The sequence below is a fragment of the Nonomuraea fuscirosea genome (genome assembly GCF_035917475.1).
GTDB classification, from domain to species: domain Bacteria; phylum Actinomycetota; class Actinomycetes; order Streptosporangiales; family Streptosporangiaceae; genus Nonomuraea; species Nonomuraea fuscirosea.
Window position 1 is genome coordinate 6,898,243 of record NZ_CP109074.1, and the last position, 20,161, is coordinate 6,918,403.

The 20,161-nt window shown below is 72.3% G+C and carries 15 protein-coding genes; 8 read left to right on the forward strand and 7 right to left on the reverse strand.

The window, feature by feature from the left end:
• Positions 1 to 2: 2 nt before the first annotated feature.
• Both OIE67_RS31605 and OIE67_RS31610 read left to right on the forward strand, forming a co-directional pair.
• Positions 3 to 1,904 (forward strand): dipeptide/oligopeptide/nickel ABC transporter permease/ATP-binding protein, encoded by a 1,902-nt coding sequence (locus OIE67_RS31605; protein WP_326627295.1) that lies wholly within the window; start codon positions 3 to 5, stop codon positions 1,902 to 1,904.
• A 43-nt stretch (positions 1,905 to 1,947) separates the two neighbouring features.
• A complete protein-coding gene (locus tag OIE67_RS31610) occupies positions 1,948 to 2,892 on the forward strand; it encodes an ABC transporter ATP-binding protein (RefSeq protein WP_326627297.1) in 945 nt (314 codons plus the stop codon).
• 4 nt (positions 2,893 to 2,896) lie between these two features.
• On the opposite strand, the gene OIE67_RS31615 is transcribed toward OIE67_RS31610, so the two are convergent.
• The 3 genes from OIE67_RS31615 to OIE67_RS31625 form a co-directional block, all read right to left on the reverse strand.
• The gene (locus OIE67_RS31615; protein WP_106245878.1) at positions 2,897 to 3,931 is read right to left on the reverse strand and encodes a LacI family DNA-binding transcriptional regulator; all 1,035 of its coding nucleotides are present in this window, start codon (positions 3,929 to 3,931) and stop codon (positions 2,897 to 2,899) included.
• 162 nt (positions 3,932 to 4,093) lie between these two features.
• A complete protein-coding gene (locus OIE67_RS31620; protein ID WP_326627301.1) occupies positions 4,094 to 4,903 on the reverse strand; it encodes an SDR family NAD(P)-dependent oxidoreductase in 810 nt (269 codons plus the stop codon).
• On the reverse strand, positions 4,900 to 6,006 hold the full coding sequence (locus tag OIE67_RS31625; protein ID WP_326627303.1) for a Zn-dependent alcohol dehydrogenase: 1,107 nt from the start codon (positions 6,004 to 6,006) through the stop codon (positions 4,900 to 4,902). The genes OIE67_RS31620 and OIE67_RS31625 overlap by 4 nt, the downstream gene beginning before the upstream one ends.
• A gap of 412 nt (positions 6,007 to 6,418) precedes the next feature.
• On the opposite strand from OIE67_RS31625, the gene OIE67_RS31630 reads away from it, so the two are divergent.
• The 5 genes from OIE67_RS31630 (at position 6,419) to OIE67_RS31650 (ending at position 12,250) form a co-directional block, all read left to right on the forward strand.
• The gene (locus tag OIE67_RS31630; RefSeq protein WP_326627305.1) at positions 6,419 to 7,810 is read left to right on the forward strand and encodes an MGH1-like glycoside hydrolase domain-containing protein; all 1,392 of its coding nucleotides are present in this window, start codon (positions 6,419 to 6,421) and stop codon (positions 7,808 to 7,810) included.
• A 143-nt stretch (positions 7,811 to 7,953) separates the two neighbouring features.
• Positions 7,954 to 9,279: a purine-cytosine permease family protein gene (locus tag OIE67_RS31635; RefSeq protein WP_326627307.1), complete on the forward strand. Its 1,326-nt coding sequence runs from the start codon at positions 7,954 to 7,956 to the stop codon at positions 9,277 to 9,279.
• Between the two features lie 36 nt (positions 9,280 to 9,315).
• Complete coding sequence (locus OIE67_RS31640; RefSeq protein ID WP_326627309.1) at positions 9,316 to 10,911, forward strand: hydantoinase/oxoprolinase family protein; 1,596 nt, start codon at positions 9,316 to 9,318, stop codon at positions 10,909 to 10,911.
• Complete coding sequence (locus OIE67_RS31645; protein ID WP_326627311.1) at positions 10,896 to 12,014, forward strand: DUF917 domain-containing protein; 1,119 nt, start codon at positions 10,896 to 10,898, stop codon at positions 12,012 to 12,014. The genes OIE67_RS31640 and OIE67_RS31645 overlap by 16 nt, the downstream gene beginning before the upstream one ends.
• Positions 12,015 to 12,031: 17 nt before the next feature.
• Positions 12,032 to 12,250, forward strand: coding sequence for a cold-shock protein (locus tag OIE67_RS31650; protein ID WP_326627313.1), 219 nt, complete (start codon positions 12,032 to 12,034; stop codon positions 12,248 to 12,250).
• A gap of 12 nt (positions 12,251 to 12,262) precedes the next feature.
• On the opposite strand, the gene OIE67_RS31655 is transcribed toward OIE67_RS31650, so the two are convergent.
• The 4 genes from OIE67_RS31655 to OIE67_RS31670 all read right to left on the reverse strand — a co-directional run bounded on the left by OIE67_RS31655 (position 12,263) and on the right by OIE67_RS31670 (position 18,274).
• Positions 12,263 to 13,522: a cytochrome P450 gene (locus OIE67_RS31655; protein ID WP_326627315.1), complete on the reverse strand. Its 1,260-nt coding sequence runs from the start codon at positions 13,520 to 13,522 to the stop codon at positions 12,263 to 12,265.
• 53 nt (positions 13,523 to 13,575) lie between these two features.
• Positions 13,576 to 14,796, reverse strand: coding sequence for a site-2 protease family protein (locus OIE67_RS31660; RefSeq protein ID WP_326627317.1), 1,221 nt, complete (start codon positions 14,794 to 14,796; stop codon positions 13,576 to 13,578).
• 166 nt (positions 14,797 to 14,962) lie between these two features.
• The gene (gene rph, locus OIE67_RS31665; protein WP_326627319.1) at positions 14,963 to 17,572 is read right to left on the reverse strand and encodes a rifamycin-inactivating phosphotransferase; all 2,610 of its coding nucleotides are present in this window, start codon (positions 17,570 to 17,572) and stop codon (positions 14,963 to 14,965) included.
• Between the two features lie 126 nt (positions 17,573 to 17,698).
• On the reverse strand, positions 17,699 to 18,274 hold the full coding sequence (locus OIE67_RS31670) for a hypothetical protein (RefSeq protein WP_326627321.1): 576 nt from the start codon (positions 18,272 to 18,274) through the stop codon (positions 17,699 to 17,701).
• 234 nt (positions 18,275 to 18,508) lie between these two features.
• On the opposite strand from OIE67_RS31670, the gene OIE67_RS31675 reads away from it, so the two are divergent.
• On the forward strand, positions 18,509 to 20,107 hold the full coding sequence (locus OIE67_RS31675; protein ID WP_326627323.1) for an ATP-binding protein: 1,599 nt from the start codon (positions 18,509 to 18,511) through the stop codon (positions 20,105 to 20,107).
• Positions 20,108 to 20,161: the final 54 nt, after the last annotated feature.

The following is a 20,161-nucleotide window of genomic DNA, read 5'->3' on the forward strand; positions in this document are numbered from 1 at the left end:
ACATGACCGCTGCCTTCCGGGGTCCACGTCCCGGCCGCCTGTTGTCGGGCGGCGTACCCCTGCTGCTGATCCTGCTGTTCGTCTTCCTCTCGGTCGCGGGACCGTCGATCTGGGGGGAGGCGGCGTCGGCGAGCAACGTGGCCGAGGCCAACCAGTCGATCAGCGCCGCGCACTGGATGGGCACCGACGACCTGGGGCGTGACATCCTGGCCAGGACGCTCGTGGCGACGCGCAACTCGCTGGTGCTCGCCGTGGTCGCCACGATCGTGGGCGGCTGCGTCGGCATCGGGCTCGGGCTGCTGTCCGCGATGTCGCGCCGCCTCGGCCGCGTGCTCGGCGCGCTGATCAACGTGCTGATCGCGTTCCCCGCGCTGCTGCTGGCGATCTTCTTCGCGGTGTTGTTCGGGATCGGCTCCGTGGGCAGCGTGCTGGCGGTGGGCGCCTCGTTCGCGCCGGGCTTCGCCCGCATCACGCAGACGCTCACGGCGTCGGTGGTGTCCAAGGAGTACGTCGAGGCGTCCCGCGTGCTGGGCAGAGGCCCGATCTACCGGACATTCCGCCACATCCTCCCCAACATCGCCGAGCCCGTCGTCCTGTACTCGACCATCCACATCGGCACGGCCGTCCTGGCGCTGTCCGGCCTCAGCTTCCTCGGGCTGGGTGTGCAGCCGCCCGTCTACGACTGGGGCCGGCTGCTCAACGACGGGCTCACCCGCATCTACGTGACCCCCGGCGTGGCCATCGCGCCGTCCATCGCGATCGTGCTGGCCGGCCTGACGTTCAACCTGGCCGGCGAGCGGCTGTCGGACCTCATCGCCGGCCGCCGATCCGCGCCGCCCGCCCGGCGCCCCCAGCCGCGCCCGGCCGAGCCGGCGCCCGGTCCGGCCGGGGACGGCGGCGGCGCGCTCGTGGACGTCCGCCACCTGCGCGTCACCTACGCCTCGGCGGACGGCCGCGTCACCACGCCCGTCCGCGACGTCTCCTTCACCCTGGCCCCGAAGGAGAGGGTCGGCATCGTCGGCGAGTCCGGGTCGGGCAAGAGCCTGACCGCGGCCGCCATCGCCCAGCTCATCGAGGAGCCCGGCCACGTGGAGGCCGAGCGGCTGCGCTTCATGGACGCCGACCTGCTCACGCCGGACGACTCCACCCGGCACGTCCTCGGCCGCAACATGGCCATGGTCTTCCAGGACCCCGGCGAAGCGCTGAACCCCGCCATCAAGATCGGCACGCACCTCGTCGAACCGGCCGTCATCCACCTGCGCGAGTCCAAGCCGGACGCCAAGCGCAAGGCGCTGGACGCCCTGCGCGCGGTGGCCATCACCGACCCGGCGCGCCGCTTCGAGCAGCACAGGCACGAGCTGTCCGGCGGCATGAAACAGCGGGTCGGCATCGCCATCGGCCTGATGGGCGAGGCCCGGCTGCTCATCGCGGACGAGCCGACCACCGCGCTCGACGTGACGGTGCAGCGGCAGATCCTGCGGCTGGTCGACCGGCTCGGCGCGCGGACGGAGGCGGGCCTGCTGTTCATCTCGCACGACATCGCCGTCGTGTCCGAGCTCTGCGACCGGATCATCGTCATGTACGCGGGCTTCATCGTGGAGGAGGCGGCGACCGCGGACCTGCTCGAATCGCCCGCGCATCCGTACACGTCGGTGCTGCTCGCGGCCAGCCCGCGCATGGGGCTGGACAAGAGCCGGCCGCTGGTCGCCATCGACGGCCGCATGCCGGGCCCGGACGCCGACCTGCCCGGCTGCTACTTCGCGGCGCGCTGCCCGCGCGCCGACGCCACCTGCCTGTCCGACCGCCCGCCCCTGCGCGAGCTGGCCGACGGCCGCCGCGCCGCCTGCTGGCATCCGCTCACCGAACCCGGCGACGTGCCGACCAGCGAAGGGGCGACGATCTGATGGCCGCGTCTGACGCGTTGACCTGCGAAGGAGTGTCGATCTGATGGCCGCCCTGTCGGTCGGGGACCTCACGGTCCGGTACGGCTCCGTCACGGCCGTCCGCGGCGTCTCCTTCGACGTCGCGGCCGGCTCCGTGCTCGGCCTCGTGGGCGAGTCCGGCTCCGGCAAGAGCACGGTGGCCCGCGCCCTCGTCGGGCTGACGCCGGCCACGGGAAGCATGCGGATCGACGGCGCCGACCTGTCGTCCCGCCAGGCGCGCCGCCGGGTGCAGCTGGTGTTCCAGGACTCGCGCAGCTCGCTGGACCCCCGCTACACCGTGGAGCAGTGCGTGGCGGAGGGACTCACGGGGGTGCGCGGGCGGGCCGCGTCGGCGCGGGTGGCCGAACTGCTCGACCTGGTCTCGCTCGATCCCGCCGTCGCCGGGTCCCGTCCCGGCGACCTGTCCGGGGGTCAGCGGCAGCGGGTGGCGATCGCCAGGGCGCTCGCGGCCCGGCCCGACGTGGTGATCGCCGACGAGGTGACCGCCTCGCTCGACGTGTCGGTGCAGGCGGTCGTGCTGAACCTGCTCCGCCGGCTGCGGGCCGAGCTGGGGCTGACCATGATCTTCATCAGTCACAACCTCGCCGTCGTCGAGTACATGTGCGACGACCTGGCCGTGATGTTCGACGGCCGCATCGTCGAGTACGGGGCCGTCGGCGAGGTGATCGGGCGGCCCGAGCATCCGTACACGCGGTCCCTGCTGGCGGCCGTACCGGAGATCGGGCAGCGCCGGCTGCTGTCGGAGTCCGACGTGGAGGCCTCCGCGGTCACCGACCCGGCCTCGGCGGGAGGCTGCGCCTACCGGCTGCGTTGCCCGATCGGGCCGGCCGCGAACCCGGAGCGGGAGATCTGCGTGACCACGGAGCCGGCCGCCACGGCGGCGCACGCGCACCACGCCGCCTGCCACTTCGCCCGCGAACTGGACGATCCGGTCGGCCCGCGCGGCTGAGCCGTCAGCGGGCCGGTGGGGCGGTGCTGGCGCGGACGATGAGTTTCGTGGACAGCTCGACGCGGCCCTGCGGCAGGTCGGCACCGTCCTCGTGGGCGAGGAGCGTGCGGATGGCCAGCGCGCCCAGCTCCGCGATCGGCTGCCGCACCGTCGTCAGCGGCGGCGAGATCCACTGCGCCACCGGCACGTCGTCGAAGCCCACCACGCTCATGTCGTGCGGCACGGACAGGCCCCGCTGCTGGATCGCGGCGTAGACGCCGGTCGCCTGCTCGTCGTTGGCGGCGAAGATCGCCGTGGGCGGCTCGGGCAGGTCGAGCAGGGTCAGCGCCGACTTCAGGCCGGAGGAGTAGTGGAAGTCGCCGTGCTCGACGAGCCCGTCGTCCGGCGGGATGCCCGCCCGCTCCAGCGCGGCCCGGTAGCCGGCCAGCCGGGCCTGGCTGCACAGGAAGCGCATCGGCCCGGTGATCGCCGCGATCCGCCGGTGGCCGAGCTCGATCAGGTGCCGGGTGGCGGCCAGTCCGCCGCCCCAGTTGCCCGCGCCGATCGACGGGTCGTCGGAGTCGACGTCGCCGACCGGATCGACGAGGATCACCGGCACGCCGAGCTGCGCGATCCGCTTGTGGTCGGCCGGCGACAGCTCCGACAGCGCGAGGACGATGCCGCGCGAGCCGCGGTCGGAGACGTCCTCCAGCCACTGCTGGGCCCGTCTCGGCCCGCTGTCCAGCACCGAGACGACGATGCCGACCCGCGCGGCCCGCGCCGCCGCCTCCCCGCCGCGGATCATCTCGGCGGCCCAGGGCGTGCTCGCGTCGTTGAACAGCATCTCGATCAGGCCGCCGCGCCGGCCCGCCGCCACGGCCCGCTTCGTCCGTTTGGTGGGGACGTAACCGCGCTCGACCAGCATCGTTTCGATCTGGGCCCGCGTGGCCGGCGCCACGTCCGCACGCCCGTTGAGCACCTTCGACACGGTGGCCCGCGAGACGCCGGCCGCGGCGGCGATATCGGCGACGGTGACCCGCCGTTCGACTGAGTCAGACACCAAGACATGCTCCATTGCGGAAACCGGGCTTCACTGTCGCAGCTACCATCGTAGGGGCCGCGAGACAGCCGGACCGAACCTCGGGAACGCCGCTACGACGGCGGCCCGCCGGCCGGCCACCGTCCGCCGCACGGCGGCGCGCCGGCCGCCCGGTCACCGCGTTCACATCCATCCGCCGTCGACGATCCAGTTCTGGCCTGTGCACATCGCGCTGTCGTCGGCCGCCAGCCAGAGCACCATGCGGGCCACGTCGGCCGGCATGACGTGCTCGCGCAGCGACTGCGCTCCGCGTACCTTCTCCAGCGTCTCCGGCGTGGCCCACAGCGCGAGCTGCCGCTCGGTGAGGACCCAGCCGGGGATGACGCAGTTGACCCGGATCCGGTCCGGGCCCAGCTCACGCGCCAGGGTGCGGGTCATGCCCTCGATGGCGGCCTTGGCCGCGATGTAGACGGGCAGCCCGACGAAGTCCGCGTGCGCGCTGATCGAGCCGAGGTTGATGATCGAGCCGCCGCCGAGCTCCCGCATGCCGGCCGTGACCGCCTGGATGGCGAAGAAGTGGTGACGCAGGTTGACCGCCATCCCGTTGTCCCAGAACGCCGCGTCGACGGCCCCGGTGTCGTGGCGTTCGTCGTTGGCGGCGTTGTTGACCAGGATCGAGATCGGGCCGAGCTCCGTCTCCACGGCCGCCACCGCCGCTCGTACCTGCTCGACGTCGCGCACGTCGGCGGGGACGAACAGGGGCTTCGGGCAGTCCAGGGCGGCGATCCGGCCGAGCAGCCGTTCGGCGCCCTCGGCGTCGATGTCGGCGAAACCGACCCGGACGCCCTGCGCGGCCAGGGCGGTGACGAACTCCGATCCGAGCCCGGTCGAGCCGCCGCTGACGAAGGCGACGCGGTCGCGCAGGCTGGGATAGACGGCGTAGCGCGGCTCCCCGGTCTCGGCGGCCTCGGCAGCAGGTGATGCGATGGTCATGGCGACCCCCAGGGCAGTAGCACGCCTCGGCCGACCGAGCCGCCGGCCAGGTCGGCGAAGGCCGCGTTGACGTGGTCCAGCGGATAGCTCCGGCCGATGAGCTCGCCGAGCGGCAGGCGGCCGGCGAGGTACAGGTCGAACAGCCGGGGCAGGTCGATGAGCGGGTTGGCGGAGCCGTACAGGCTGCCGACCACCCTCTTCTCCCGCTGCACCAGCAGGTTCAGCGGGACGGCGAACGTGGTCCCGACCGCGCCCAGGCCGACCGCGACGAGCGTCCCGCCGGGGCGGAGCACGTCGAAGGCCGTCTCCAGCGTGGCCGGGCGGCCGATGGCCTCGATCGCCCATTCGGCGCCGCGCGGCCGGATGTCCCTGACGGCGGCGGCGACGTCCTGGCTGGAGGCGTCCACGGTGTGGGTGGCGCCCAGCCGGGCCGCCATGGCGAGACGCTCGGCGACGACGTCGACGACGATGATCGGGTTGGCGCCGGCCAGCCGGGCGCCGAGCACGCTGGACAGCCCGACGCCGCCCGCGCCGAAGATCACGATGGCGTCGCCCGCGCACTCCCCCACGGCGTTGAGCACCGCGCCGACGCCGGTGATGACGGCGCACCCGGCGATGGCCGCGATCTCGGGCGGCACCTCCGGCGGGACCGGCACCACGGCGCGCTCGGAGACGACGCAGTATTCGGCGAAGCAGGACACGCCGAGCAGGTGATGGACTCGCGTGTCGCCGTCCCTGAGCCGGGTGGTGCCGTCGAGCAGGCCGCCCGAGCTGGCCTGGATGCCCGCCGCCTCGCACAGGGCGGGCCGTCCGGCCAGGCAGTAGGGGCACTGGCCGCACCGGGGCCGCCACATCAGGCAGACCCGGTCGCCGGCCTGCAGCCCGGTGACGCCGGGGCCGACCTCCTCGATCACGCCGGCGCCCTCGTGGCCCGGCACGACCGGGAGCGGGCAGCGCAGGTCGCCGGTCAAGTAGTGCTGGTCGCTGTGGCAGACGCCCGCCGCCTCGACCCGGACCAGGACCTCTCCCGCGTGCGGCGGATCGAGGCGTAGATCGCGGACGGCAAGGGGGGCTCCGACGTGTTCCAGCAGTGCGGCTCTCATCTGCCCCCTCCGGTCACCCTCGCCAGCCGGCCGGCGAACGAGGAGACGGGGTCACTCGTCCGGCGACGTGCTGCTCGGGTCTGAGCTCGATCGTTGTAACGGTAGATGTCACGAACAGTTGACGTCAACAGTTTCGGAACTTTCGACCGTCCTGGTCGGAGAATGTCAGGCCGCCGTACGGGTGTCCCACCGGGTCGGACGGCGGCGATCCGTCGCGGGATGGCCCGATGACATGGGGATATGTCGAGCATGGGGAGGGCGTTCGCCGCCCGGCGCTTGGGTCGTGATGCCTCGAAACTCGCTTCGACAGGATCGGAACTGCTCGACTGGAAGAGTCGGACGCCAGCCGAGGTCCGCGGCCCGGACTCGGGCGTCCGGGGAGTAACACGGACATCATGGGTATCCTCCGGAAATGCCCCCTAGGACCGTGCTGACCTGCCCCCAGCCCGAACTCGTCGCGGTCTACCAGGCCGCCCTGCGCAACCTGCTCGACGTCAACACGAACGGCGGGATCATCCGCGCCGGCGGCGGCTACCCGACCCCCTGGACCAGGGACGCCTCGATCAACTCCTGGTACGCGGCCAGCCTCCTGTCCCCTGACGCCGCCCGCGACACCCTCATGGCCGTCACCGGCGGCGGTCTCGTCCAGCAGGACGACCAGTGGTGGGACCAGATCATCTGGGCCGTCGCCGCCTGGCACCACGTGCTGGTGACCGGCGACGAGGAGTTCCTGGCCCGCGCGTACCCGATCGCCGCGGCGACGATGGAGGTCCTGGACAAGGAGCGGCTCGACGGCAGGTACGGGCTCTACCGCGGCGGCGCCGTCATGCAGGACGGCATCTCCGGCTACCCGGAGCCGCCCAACGACCCCGCCGTCGGCTCCAGCTTCGTGCTCGACTATCCGGAGGCGCACCGGATCATGTGCCTGTCCACCAACGCCGTCTACGCCGGGGCACACCGGGCGCTGGCCCGGATGGCGGCCGCGCTCGGCGCCGACGCGCGGCCGCACCTGGAGCGCGCCGACGCCACGGCCGCCGCGGTGAACCGGTGGCTGTGGCGCGAGGAGGCCGGACTGTACGGCTACTTCCTGCACGAGGACGGCCGGCTGGATCCGCACCAGGAGGCACTCGGGCTGGCCATGGCGATCCTGTTCGGGGTGGCGGACGAACGGCGGGCCGCCCTCGTCGCGGCCAACACACACCGCGAGCCGCGCGGCGTGGTCAACGTCTGGCCGCACTTCGACCGGTACGGCCCCGAACGTCCCGGCCGCCACAACGCGATCTGCTGGCCGATGGTGATGGGCGTGTGGGGCGACGCGATGGCGCGCGGCGGCCGGCCGGACCGCTTCCTGGAAACGCTGACGGACCTGCTCGGCCTGTACGGCTGCGGGCCAGCCGACGGCGACCCGGCCGACGCGAGCCCCACCGGCGGCGCGGGATTGTACGAGGTCTACCACGCGATCACCGGCGTCCCCGACGGCGGCTGGCAGCAGGGCCGGCAGTGGCCCTCGGAGCCCGACCAGACCTGGTCGGCCACGACCCTGCTCGGCCTGGTGCACCACGGCCTGTTCGGGATCAGGTTCGAGCCGGAGGGCCTGCGCTTCTCCCCCGCCGTACCCGCGCACTGGACCGAGGCCACACTGAGCGGCCTGCGCTACCGCGGCATGACCCTGGACCTCACCGTCGTAGGGGGCGGCACCCGGGTACGCGACGCCCGCCTCGACGCCCGCCTCGACGCCCGCCCGGCGGACCTGATCCCGGCGGACCTCACCGGCCACCACGACGTCCGGCTCACACTCACCTGAAGAGCCTGGTGAGAAGCCCGATGCGCCCGCGGTGAAAGGAGCGAAAAAGCTCTCGGGGTATTCACGTGATCGCCTGCGCCACCTAACGTCTTTTCCTATCGGGGTCCTCCATCGGTCACACAGAAGGGGAGGAGATGGCCGATATGACGGATACGGCGGCGCAGGACGGCACCAGTTCCGACGACGGTTTAGCCCGCGACGACTACGCCCTGCAGCGGGTCCCCCACCACGCCCGATACGGCTGGCTCACCGTCGCCGTACAACGGTTCGGCATGTTGTCCGCGCTGTCGCAGTTCCTGCTTGGCGCCACTCTCGGCATGGGCATGCGCTTCTGGGACGCCGTGCTCGCCATCACCCTCGGCGCGGTCATCCTCGAAGTGGTGGCCATCGCGATCGGCATCGCCGGCATGCGCGAGGGCCTGTCCACCGCCGTGCTCGCCCGCTGGTCGGGCTTCGGCCGGTACGGCTCCGGGATCATCGGCGTGGTGATCGCGGTGTCCCTGCTCGGCTGGTTCGGCGTGCAGTCCGGCGTCCTCGCCCAGGGGCTCGCCTCCCTCCTCGGCGGGCCTCCGGTGTGGGTGTGGGCGATCCTGTCCGGGCTCGCCATCACCGCCATCGTCGTGCACGGGTTCGCCGGCATGGCCTGGACCGCGTGGATCACCGTCCCCGCCTTCCTCGCGCTGGCCGGCTGGGCCATCGCCGTCGAGCTGGGCCGGCAGGACCTCGGCGGCCTGATCGCCTCGGCGCCGCCGGGCCCGGCCCTCAGCCTGGCTGAGGCCACCACCATCGTGGCCGGCGGTTTCATCGTCGGCGCGGTCATCTCGCCCGACATGACCCGGTGGAACCGCAGCGCCGCCGACGTCGTCAAGCAGACCGTGCTCGGCATCACCCTCGGCGAGTACGTGATCGCCCTGGTCGGCGTGCTGCTGGCGCACGCGCTGCGCACCGGCGACGTGATCGCCATCGTCACCACCACCTCCGGCGCCGTCGGCACGATCGTGCTGGTCAGCGCCACCCTCAAGATCAACGACTGGAACCTGTACGCCGCCAGCCTCGGCACCACCAACGCCCTGCACACCGCGTTCGGCGTGCGCGCCAACCGCGCGGTCGTCACCGTCGCGCTCGGCGTCGTCGGCACGGGCCTGGCCGCCGCCGGCATCCTCGACCACCTCATCGGCTTCTTCACCCTGCTCGGCGTGGCCATCCCCCCGATCGCGGGCATCATGGTCGCCGAGTACTACGTGGTGCGCCGCTGGCGCGGCGACCTCGACGCCTCCCGGGCCTCGGGACAGCTGCCAGCGTCCGCGCCCGGCTGGGTTCCGGCCGCGCTGCTCATCTGGCTCGTCTCCTCCCTCGTGGGTCACTATCTGACGTGGGGCATCCCCGCGCTCAACGCCCTGCTCGTCGCGTTCGTCCTGTACGCCGTCGCGGGCCGCCTCCGCCGCACCGGCTCCCCCTCCTCCCCCTGACCGGACCTTCACTCCCCCTTCAGACAGGAGCTCTTCGTGCGCGTTGGGATCGACGTGGGCGGCACCCACACCGACGCCGTCCTCATGGACGGGTCCACGGTGGTGGCCGAGGTGAAGGCGGCGACCACGGCCGACGTGACCGGCGGCATCGTCGCCGCGTCGCGGCGGCTGCTCGACGGCGGCGGCGTCGACCGGAGCGCCGTCGACGGCGTCATGATCGGCACGACGCACTTCACCAACGCCTTGGTGACCGGCCGCCGGCTGGCGCCGACCGGGATCGTCCGGCTGGCGCTGCCGGCGACCGCCGCCCTGCCGCCGCTGGTCGACTGGCCGGAACGGCTGGCCCAGGCGATCCGGCCGAGCGTCCATCTGTGCCACGGCGGCCACGAGTTCGACGGCCGCCCGATCTCGCCGCTCGACCCGGACGAGCTCAAGCGCGTGGCCGCCGACCTGGCCGCGCGCGACATCCGTACCGTCGCCATCAGCTCGGTGTTCTCCCCCGTCAACGCCGAGCTGGAGGAGGCCGCGGCGGCGATCCTGCTCGCGGAGCTGCCGCACCTGCACGTCAGCCTCTCCCACCAGATCGGCCGGATCGGGCTGCTGGAACGCGAGAACGCCACCATCGTCAACGCCTGCCTGCGCGACCTGGCCGGCGAGATCGTGGACGCCTTCGCCCAGGCCCTGGCCACGGTCGGCGTACGCGCGCCGCTGTTCCTGTCGCAGAACGACGGCACGCTCATGGACGCCGGGCACACCCGCCGCTATCCGGTGCGCACGTTCGCGTCCGGCCCCACCAACAGCATGCGCGGCGCGGCATTCCTCTCGGGGCTGAGCGACTGCGCCGTGGTCGACATCGGCGGCACCACCACCGACGTCGGCATGCTGTCCGGCGGCTACCCCCGGCAGGCGAGCGGCGAGGTCGACATCGGCGGCGTACGGACGAACTTCCGCATGCCCGACGTGCTGTCGATCGGGCTCGGCGGCGGCAGCCGGGTCACCTCCACGCCGGAGCTCACCATCGGCCCGGACAGCGTCGGTTACCAGCTCACCGAGCACGCGCTGGTCTTCGGCGGCCAGGTGCTGACCGCGACCGACCTGGCCGTGGCCGCCGGGCTGGCCGACGTCGGCGACGCCTCCCTCGTCCGCGGCCTGGATCCCGGGCTGGTCCGGCGGGGCGTCGCCCGGATGTCCGCGACGGTCGCCGACCTGGTCGACCGGATGCGGGTCACGCCCGAGCCGCTGCCGGTGGTCATCGTGGGCGGCGGCGGCGTGCTGATGCCGCCCGACCTGCCCGGCATCCCCGCCACGCACCGGCCCGAGCACGGCGCGGTGGCCAACGCCATCGGCGCCGCCATCGGGCAGATCGGCGGGGACGTCGACCGGCTGTTCGCCGTCACGGCCTCCGCCACCCGCGAGGACATCCTCGAACAGGCCCGCGCCGAGGCCATCGAACGGGCGGTCGCGGCCGGCGCCTCGCCCGGCAGCGTGCGGATCGCCGACGTCAGCGAGGTGCACGTGCCGTACCTGCCGGGCAACGCCGTCCGGGTGCGCGTCAAAGCGGTCGGCGACCTCGACCTGAGTGTGATGGCCTCTCCCGACGAGGAACAGGAGCAGCAGTGGGCTACGAGCTGACCGTGGAAGGGCTGCGCGATCTCGCCGAAGGCGCCGCCGTGCTGGGGACGGGCGGTGGCGGCGATCCGTACATCGGCCGGCTGCTGGTGGAACAGCAGCTCCACGCCGGGCGCGGCATCCGCGTCATCGGCGTGGACGAACTGCCCGACGACGCGCTCGTGCTGCCCAGCGCCATGATGGGCGCTCCCACGGTGTTCGTGGAGAAGGCGCCGTCGGGGGCGGGCAACGTGATAGCGCTGCGGGCGCTGGAACGGCACCTGGGCCGTACGGCGGCCGCCACGATGCCGATCGAGTGCGGCGGGATCAACTCCATGATGCCGCTGCTGCTCGGCGCCCAGACCGGACTGCCCGTCGTGGACGCGGACGGCATGGGCCGGGCCTTCCCCGAGTTGCAGATGGAGACGTTCGCCGTCTACGGGGTGCCGGGCTCGCCCATGTCGATCGCCTCCGACCACGGCGACAGCGGCATCATCGACGCCGTCGGCAACCGGCGCATGGAGCGGCTGGCGCGCGCCATGACGGTGGAGATGGGCGGGGCCGCCTACATCTGCGACTACCCGATGGACGCGGCGACCGTACGCCGTACCGCCATCCCGGGGACGCTCTCGCTCGCCATGAAGCTCGGCGCCGCGCTGCGCGTGGCCCGCGCCGAGCACGCCGACCCGTTCGAGCGGCTGAGCGAGGCGCTGGCCGGCACGATCTACACGCACGGCATCGTGCTGTTCACCGGCAAGGTGGTGGACGTCGACCGCCGCACGACCGGCGGCTTCGCCCGCGGCACGGTCACGCTGGCCGCGGGCGACGACCCGGCCGACGAGATGGTGATCACGTTCCAGAACGAGCACCTGATCGCCCGCCGCGGCGGGCGGGTGGCCGCGATCGTGCCCGACCTGATCTGCACCCTGAACAGCGAGACCGGCCGGCCGGTCACCACCGAGGCGCTCGCCTACGGCCAGCGGCTGGCCGTCTACGCGATCTCGACCCCCGGCCTCATGCGCACCCCTGAGGCGCTGGCCTGCTTCGGCCCCGAGGCGTTCGGGCTGAGCGAGCCCTACGTCCCGGTCGAGCGGCTGACCGGCGAGCCGTCCCCGTCGCCCGCGTGATCGGCCATCATGGGGCGATGACACGTGGCACGGTGAAGTTCTGGAAGGCCGACAAGGGCTGGGGAGCCATCTCCTCCCCTGAGCTTCCGGCGGGACGCGACGCGTTCGCGCACTTCAGCGAGGTGGTGGGAAGCGGCTACCGGATCCTCGCGGAAGGCGACGAGGTCGAGTTCGACGTCGTCGAACGGTCACAGGACAGCTTCGGCTACGTGGCCGAGAACATCCGCAAGCAGTGACGCCCGCGCCGGTCAGCCGTGCAGCGAGGACGCCGGTGGCTGGGTGGGGGTGGGCTGGGGGACGGTCAGGACGAAGCCGCTGGCGGGGCGGGTGGGGATGCGGCGCAGCGAGATGGTCAGGTCCTGGTCGGGGACGGCGTAGTCGAGCCGGGCCAGGCGGACCGCGAGGGTCTGGAGCAGGGCGAGGGTGATCTGCTCCCCGGGGCAGCGGTGGCCGGTGCCCGGGTCGCCGCCGCCCTGCGGAATCAGCTCGTACGGCCCCAGCTCGCGCCCCGCGAAGCGCCCCGGGTCGAAGGTGTACGGCTCGGCCCACAGCTCGGGGTCGTGGTTCTGCCCGTAGACGTCGAGCAGCACCAGGGTGCCCTCGGGGATGCGTTCCCCGGCCCAGGTCAGGTCACGGGCCGCGATGCCGCCGACGAACGGCGCGAACGGGTAGAACCGGCGCACCTCCTGGGCGAACGCCTCGGTGTGGGCCGCGTCCCCGTCGCGCAGCGCCTTGCGGTGTTCCGGCCAGCGGTGCAGGGCGTGGGCGGCGAACGTCACGTACCAGGCCACCGCCGCGGTCGGGCGGATGATGTTGAGCAGTTCCACCGCCGCCGTCCCGGCGTCGAGCGGCTTGCCGCCGGCGCCGCGGTAGTTGACGACCACGTCGAGGGCCGAGCCCGCCGGCGCGGTGCCGGTACCGTCGCGCAGGTCGCCGACCAGGTCGGCCAGCCACGCCTCGCGCCGGGCCCTGGCCAGCCGGCCGCGCCAGTGCCGTGGGCCGCCGCTGCCGAACCCGTCCACCATCGCCGTGAGGTCGGCGGCCAGGTCCGGCACCTCGGCGTCGCTGATCGGGATGCCCGCCCACCGGCACACGCCCGCGGTCAGGACCTCCGCGGCCTGCTCGAAGAGCACGACCCGGCGGCCGGCTCCCCACCTGCCGGCCGCCTCGTCCCAGGCCGCGCCCGTGTGCGCCGCCAGCGAGCCGACGCCGACCCCGGTCAGCAGCGACAGGAACATCGCCTTGCGCACGCGATGGCCGGCGCCGTCCAGGGTGTGCACCGCGCCGCGCCCGACCAGCGTGCTCCTGATCGGCTCGGGCAGCGCGGTACGGCGGCGGACGTTGTCGTCGTCGTAGAAGAAGCGCGCCGCCTCCGGCCCGCGCAGGCCCACGGTCCGGTGACCCAGCAACCGGGTGTGCGCCACCGGCCCATGGGAGCGCCGCAGCAGGCCGGGCAGCCACCCGTACCCTTCGAGGAGGAGGAAGAGCGTGTCGTCCAGCACCAGCATGAGATCAGTCCCTGCCCTCAAGGTCACCGGCGAAACGACCGCGCGCCCGCCGGTCAGACGGTGTCATGATCGGAACCGCCGCGTCCGTCACGAGGGCGGGCCGCGGGGACGAGATCCGCGCCGCGCAGCCCCGAGTAAGGGCCGGCCGCGCCCAGCCCCGCGGTCTGGATGACCCGGCTGATGTCGGTGGGGGTGATCAGGCCGATCAGGCGGCCGGCCTGATCCAGCACCACGGCGCGCCCGTCCGTGCAGCCGCCCATCCGGTCGAGCAGGTCGGTCAGCGCCTCCTCCGGAGCCGCCTGTGGCACCTCCCGCGGCGGGCAGGCGATGTCGCGCAGCAGGGTGTCCGGCCGGCGATCCGGGGGCACCCGGCGGATGCGGTTGAGCGTCACCAGCCCGACGAACGCGCCGTTCTCGTCCACCAGGGGGTACGTGGACAGGCGCTGACGCATCACGACCCCTTCGATGAGGCTCGACACGGTCTCGTCGGGGTGGGCGGCGACGGGCGGGCCGGACATCACGTCGCCCACCCGCACGCCGTACAGTGCCGTGCCCAGCCGGGCGTGCTGCTCCTCGGCGCTGGCCGCGTTCACCAGGAACAGGCCGATCAGGGCGAGCCACAGTCCCTCGAACCCGCTGCCGGTGACGACCTGGAGGAAGCCGAGGGCGATGAGCACGTAGCCGAACACCCGGCCGGCGCGGGCCGCGGCGATCGCCGCCCGCGCCCGGTCTCCCCAGCGCGCCCACAGGGCCGCGCGCAGCACCCGGCCGCCGTCCAGCGGCGCCGCGGGGATGAGGTTGAACACCGCGAGCAGGACGTTCACCGCGGCGAGGTAGGAGAACATGCCGGCCAGCAGGGCCGGGCCTCCCGCGGCCGCGACCAGCCCTGCCAGGACGCCGAAGACCACGCCGGCGAGCAAACTCGCTCCCGGCCCCACGACGGCGATCTTCAGGTCGGCGCCCGGCGAGCGCGGCTCACCGCGCAGCTCGGCCACCCCGCCGAGCAGCCACAGCGTGATCCGCTCGACCTCGATGCCGTGGCGCCGCGCCGTCACGGCGTGGGCCAGCTCGTGCGCGAGCAGGGACGCCAGGAACAGCACCGCCGAGGCCAGCCCGGCCAGCAGGTAGACCACCGGCGAGTAGCCGGGGAAGACCACGGGGAAGCGCCCGAGGGCCAGCCCGGCCACCAGGATCACGACGATGACGAGCACGCTCAGGTTGAGGCCGACCTGGACGCCGGCTATGCGGCCCAGAGGGATCGAGGAGCGCATCATTCCTCCTGCCGTTCGGTGCCGCATCCCGTACCCGGACGTGACGGGATGTCACGCGGCGTGAACGTCTCCTCCCCCTACCCCGACATAACGGGAGGTCACATGGCATATCCGCATTCTTGGACGTACGGCGCCTTCCGGGGTCGCGTTCTTCGGGCCTACGGCGGGCTCAGTCGAGGAATTCGACGTAGCCGTCCGTTCCGTGCACGCGGATGCGCTGTCCGTCCTTGATCAGCCGGGTGGCTCGTTCGACCCCCACCACGGCCGGCAGCCCGTACTCCCGCGCGATCACCGCGCCGTGCGTCATGAGGCCGCCCACCTCCGTCACCAGCCCGGCGACGGTCACGAACAGCGGGGTCCAGCTCGGGTCGGTGAAGGCGGTGACCAGGATGTCGCCCGGCTCCAGGTCGGCCCGCGCCATGTCCGTGACGACACGGGCCCGGCCCTCGACCGTCCCGGCCGAGACCGGCAGCCCGGTCAGCGCGCCTTCGGGCGCGTCGTCACGCCGGTACTCGCCGGTCAGGGCCTCCCCGTCCGAGGTGAGGACTCTGGGCGGGGTGAGCGTCTCGTACGAACGGAACGCCTCCCGCCTTTCCCGGACGAGTCCGGCGTCCACCTCACCCGTGCCCACGACCTCGCGCAGCTCCTCGAACCGGAGGAAGAAGATGTCCTCCCGCTCGCGCAGGACGCCCGACCGGACGAGGCGGTCGGCTTCGCGGAGCAGCGCCTTCTTGTAGACGAAATAGCGGCTGATCATGCCGTACTTCGGATATTCACGGTAGCCGGCGAAAGCGCGGACGCGGTCGATCATGCGCTTGGTCTCCGCGGCCTTCCCCGCACCGTCCGGCAGGGCGCGCAGGCGGGCCAGCACGTCCCGCTCCTTGCGCAGCGCCTCCTCCAGGCCCTGCTCGAAGTGCCGTTTGGCGGCGCCGGGCGGGAAGTTCCTGACGTTGCCGAGGAGGGCGGGCAGGAGCATGGCCGGGTTCTCGCTCCAGCGCGTCCTGGTGATGTCGATCTCGCCCGCGCACCGCATGCCGTACTTGTCCAGATATTTCCTGATAGCGTCCCGTGCCTCCGGTCCGCCGTCCAGCGCGGCCAGCTCGTCCAGGAAGGCGTCCCCTTCCCGGCCCTCGTCCGCGACACGCTGCAGGAACGCGACCAGCCCGGCGTGCGGCCGGATCGTGTCCGCGACGTCGAGCAGTTCCAGGCCCATCTCGGACGTGACGTTGTGCGGGACGGACTGCGTGAGCACGTCGGCCGCGTTCTTCTCGCCCAGCCACTCCTCGAGGTGCTCGTTGAGCCACCAGCTCGCCTCCATCCCCGTCATGATCAGCGGAAGGCCCCGTGGGTCGAACAGGACGCGCCTCAGCTCGGTGATGTCGTCCGCGACGTAGTCGAACAGCGCCGTCCCCGACCTGTCCTCGATCTCGCGCCGCAGGGTGAGCAGGGACTCCTCGCTGCGCCGGATCAGCTCGGTGACGAGGGCCGGATCGGGCTCGGGCGCGTCCTGGCCGACCCCGGCCGGCACCGCGGTGGGGGGCGCGGCGGCGGGATCGTCGTCCGGCGCCGTGCGGATGAAGTCGCCGCGGCCGAGGACGGTCTGCAGCGCGTCCCGCATGAGCGGATCCGACTTTCCGATCATCTCCAGCATGTTCGCGCGGCTGGTCGGCGTGGCCAGATAGGGGGCCATGTCGACGAACAACCGCCCGCCCGCCTCGTACATCGGGCGCAGGGTCGTCCGCTGCCACATGGACAGCCCCAGCGGCTTCATCGCGTCCGTCATCATCTGCTGGTGACCGACGGAGACGTAGACGTGGTTCTCCTCGTCGGCGGCCTCGGGGATGGGGAACAGGGTGGTGATCGGCCGGCTCTGCACGATGTGGAAGTCGTCGCCCGCCAGGCACCACTCGATGTCCTGGGGGCGGCCGAAGTGCGCCTCGATGTGCCGGCCGAGCCGTACCAGCCGCAGAATCTGGGCGTCGGTCAGCGCCGGCCGCGTCTGCCGCCCGGCCTCGACCGGCGCGTCCTCGACGCCGCCGCCGCGCGACGCCTGGACGGAGCGCGTCTTGGTGGCGACCGCCGTGCTGACGACCTGGTCGTCGCGCACCGTGTAGACGTCCCCGGCGACCAGGCCGGCGACGAGCGCCTCGCCGAGCCCCCAGCCGGCCTCCACGGTGGCGACCTTACGGTTCGAGGTCACCGGGTCCGCGGTGAACAGGATCCCGGCCGCGTCGGGGAACACCATCCGCTGGACGACGACGGCCATCCGTACCTTGCGGTCGTCGAAGCCGTTACGGCGCCGGTACGTCACCGCCCGCTCGGTGAACAGCGAGGCCCAGCACCGCCGGACGTGCAGCAGGACCGCGTCCAGGCCCACGACGTTGAGGTAGGAGTCCTGCTGGCCGGCGAAGGACGCGGTCGGCAGGTCCTCGGCCGTGGCGCTGGAACGCACCGCGCAGGAGGTCCCCTCCCCCAGCCGGGCGAGCGCCGCGCCGATCTCCGCCACCAGGTCGCCGGGCAGCGTGACGCCTTCGACGACGCGGCGGATCTCGGCGCTCAGCGCGCCGATCGCCTCGCGGTCGCCCGGATCCACCCGCGACAGCAGGTCGAGCTGAGCGTCGAGCGACGACGTCCCGGCCATGATCCGCTGGAAGGCGTCCGTCGTGACGCAGAAGCCGTCCGGCACGCGGACGCCCTCGACCGCGGAGAGCTCGCCGAGGTGCGCCCCCTTCCCGCCGACCTCCGCGACCTTCGTCGAGTTGATCTGGTCGAAATGCATGACATAAGCCAATTTCCGTCGCTCCATCGTTCGTCTGGTCGATTGGCAACGGGCAGTATGGAGCACTTTTCGATTTCTCATGAGGTACGGGGATCTGCTATACAGTGAAACTGGGGGAGGGTACCGTTACCTCCCGGCTCGACGCCCCTCGTACGGACCGCCTCGATCCTTCCGGCGCCCGTACGACCAGGCCCCCACCACGAGCGCGCAGCCCAGCCCGCCGAAGGCCAGCCCGCCGAAGAGAATCATCCACGTGACGTCCCCGCTGCTGGTGAACGGCGCCGGCGGCGCGAACGGCGGGATCACCCCGACCAGGCTGAGCGGCACCATGACCAGCAGGACGATCCCGTACCCGCCCAGGCACACCCCCACTCCCCAGGCCGGGACCAGCGGCAGCAGCGCGGGCACCCGCCGCCCGGCGACCAGCGGCATCCACCGCGGGAACACTCTCCCCCACCGGTACACCAGCCCGAGGGCGAGGAACACGCCGAGCAGCGCCGCCACCACCGTCAGATCCACACCGACGGCCGCCAGCGCCCGGTAGACGGCACCCCCGTCACTCTCGATCCCCCGCCGCCAGGCCTGCCCGGTCACACCCAGGACATCACCCCCGAGCGTCCACACGCTCTTCACCACCGCCCACGGCACCAGCCCGCACAGCAGCAGCCAGACCACCACCCTGACCCGCGACGAAGCAGCCACATCACCCTCCAGCCCTCGAACACCGCACCAACTCTCAGCCCACGGCGCGGGTCGCGCCTCCCCCGCAAGGGGGAAGCATTCACCCCTCGGCACCTGGCTCTTGCCGTCCGCGCGCGTTATGGAGCCCCGACGCCACCTCTCCTCCGGTCGACAGCGGACGTGAACCTCCGTATGTCGAGTCCTCTTCATCTGGAAACAGGCACCACAACGCGAGGTTGATGACACAATGTGACCATGCGGCCACCCCGAGCGAAGTACTTCAACACCACCGGCCCCTGTGATCCGCGGCTGCACTACATGCTGCCTCCCACGCCACGGCTTCCCCAGGCGCGGGAGCTGATCGAGATGGACCGCTACTTCGTGCTGCACGCGCCCCGGCAGACCGGCAAGACGACCATGCTGCGCACCCTGGCCGCCGACCTGACCGCCGAGAGCGACATCGCCGCCCTGACGTTCTCCTGCGAACGCGCTGGAACCACCGGCGATGACATCGGCGCCGCCGAGACGATCCTGCTGCAATCCATGCGACGGGCCACCGAGGTGCTGGAATGGCCGAAGGAACTCCTACCCCCGGACCCCTGGCCGCAGTTCCCGGTAAGAACACAGTTCGGAGAGGCGGTGAGCGCGTGGAGCCGCCGCTGCCCACGCCGCCTGGTACTGCTCATCGACGAGATCGACGCCCTGCAGGGCAACAGCCTGGTCAGCATCCTCAACCAGCTCCGCGACGGCCACAACATCCGGCCAGATGGCTACCCGTTCCCCGCGTCCGTGGTGCTGTGCGGGCTGCGTGACCTGCGCGACTACAAGATCGCCTCCGGCGGCGCCGCCGACCGGCACAACGCGGCCAGCCCGTTCAACATCCTCGCCGACTCACTGCGCCTGGACGACTTCTCCGCCGATCAGATCGCTGAGCTGTACGACCAGCACACTCAGGCGACCGGCCAGGAATTCAGCAAAGACGCGGTGGATCGAGTTTTCGAGCTGACCCAAGGACAACCCTGGCTGGTCAACGCCCTCGCCCACGAGATCACCTTCAAGATGAAGATGACCGGCACCATCACCGCTGAATCGGTGGACGTCGCCAAGGAACGCCTGATCCGCGCCCGCGCCACCCACCTCGACTCCCTGGCGGCCCGACTGCAGGACCCCCGGGTCAAGCGGGTGATCGAGCCGATCGTGGCCGGCATGCCGCCCGGCACGGACATGTCCTTCGACCAGGACGTCGCCTACGTCCATGATCTGGGCCTCATCCGGGACACCCGGGCCCTGGAGATCGCCAACCCCATCTACCGGGAGGTCCTGCTCCGGGTGCTGGGCGACCGCACAGAGCGGTTCGTACGTGCTGATCCGCGCAGTTTCGTGCTGCCCGACGGCCGGTTCGACCTGATGCGCGTGCTCCAGGAGTTCGTCGTCTTCTGGCGTGAGCACGGCGAGGTCCTCATCCAGCAAGAGGGCTATCACGAAGCCGCCTGCCAGATCATCCTCATGGCCTTCCTGCACCGCCTCGTCAACGGCGGCGGCCAGCTCGACCGCGAGTACGCCGTGGGCACCAAACGCCTGGACATGCTGATCCGCTGGTCCTACCCCGGACCCGACGGCGAACGCCTACTGCAACGCGAGGCCATGGAGCTCAAGGTCTGGCGGCCCGGCGAGAGCGACCCCACACCCGACGGCCTCACCCAGCTCGACCGCTACCTCGACCGCCTCACCCTCGACACCGGCGTCCTGGTGGTCTTCAACCGACGCTCCAAAGCCCTGCCCTGGGCGGAACGAGGCGCCTTCGAGCAGGCCGCCACGCCCTCCGGCCGCCAGGTCACCCTCCTGCGCGTGTGAGGCTGTCCGCCTAGGACGGGTTCGACCCGGAGCGGGGTCACCGCGGCAGCTCGC

Coding starts and splice junctions, on each gene's coding strand:
- OIE67_RS31630 (WP_326627305.1), top strand. CDS start 6,419: ATGCCCCCTAGGACCGTGCTGACCTGCCCCCAGCCCGAACTCGTCGCG.
- OIE67_RS31650 (WP_326627313.1), top strand. CDS start 12,032: ATGACACGTGGCACGGTGAAGTTCTGGAAGGCCGACAAGGGCTGGGGA.
- OIE67_RS31610 (WP_326627297.1), top strand. CDS start 1,948: ATGGCCGCCCTGTCGGTCGGGGACCTCACGGTCCGGTACGGCTCCGTC.
- OIE67_RS31605 (WP_326627295.1), top strand. CDS start 3: ATGACCGCTGCCTTCCGGGGTCCACGTCCCGGCCGCCTGTTGTCGGGC.
- rph (WP_326627319.1), bottom strand. CDS start 17,572: ATGCATTTCGACCAGATCAACTCGACGAAGGTCGCGGAGGTCGGCGGG.
- OIE67_RS31675 (WP_326627323.1), top strand. CDS start 18,509: ATGCGGCCACCCCGAGCGAAGTACTTCAACACCACCGGCCCCTGTGAT.
- OIE67_RS31655 (WP_326627315.1), bottom strand. CDS start 13,522: ATGCTGGTGCTGGACGACACGCTCTTCCTCCTCCTCGAAGGGTACGGG.
- OIE67_RS31620 (WP_326627301.1), bottom strand. CDS start 4,903: ATGACCATCGCATCACCTGCTGCCGAGGCCGCCGAGACCGGGGAGCCG.
- OIE67_RS31635 (WP_326627307.1), top strand. CDS start 7,954: ATGACGGATACGGCGGCGCAGGACGGCACCAGTTCCGACGACGGTTTA.
- OIE67_RS31625 (WP_326627303.1), bottom strand. CDS start 6,006: ATGAGAGCCGCACTGCTGGAACACGTCGGAGCCCCCCTTGCCGTCCGC.
- OIE67_RS31660 (WP_326627317.1), bottom strand. CDS start 14,796: ATGATGCGCTCCTCGATCCCTCTGGGCCGCATAGCCGGCGTCCAGGTC.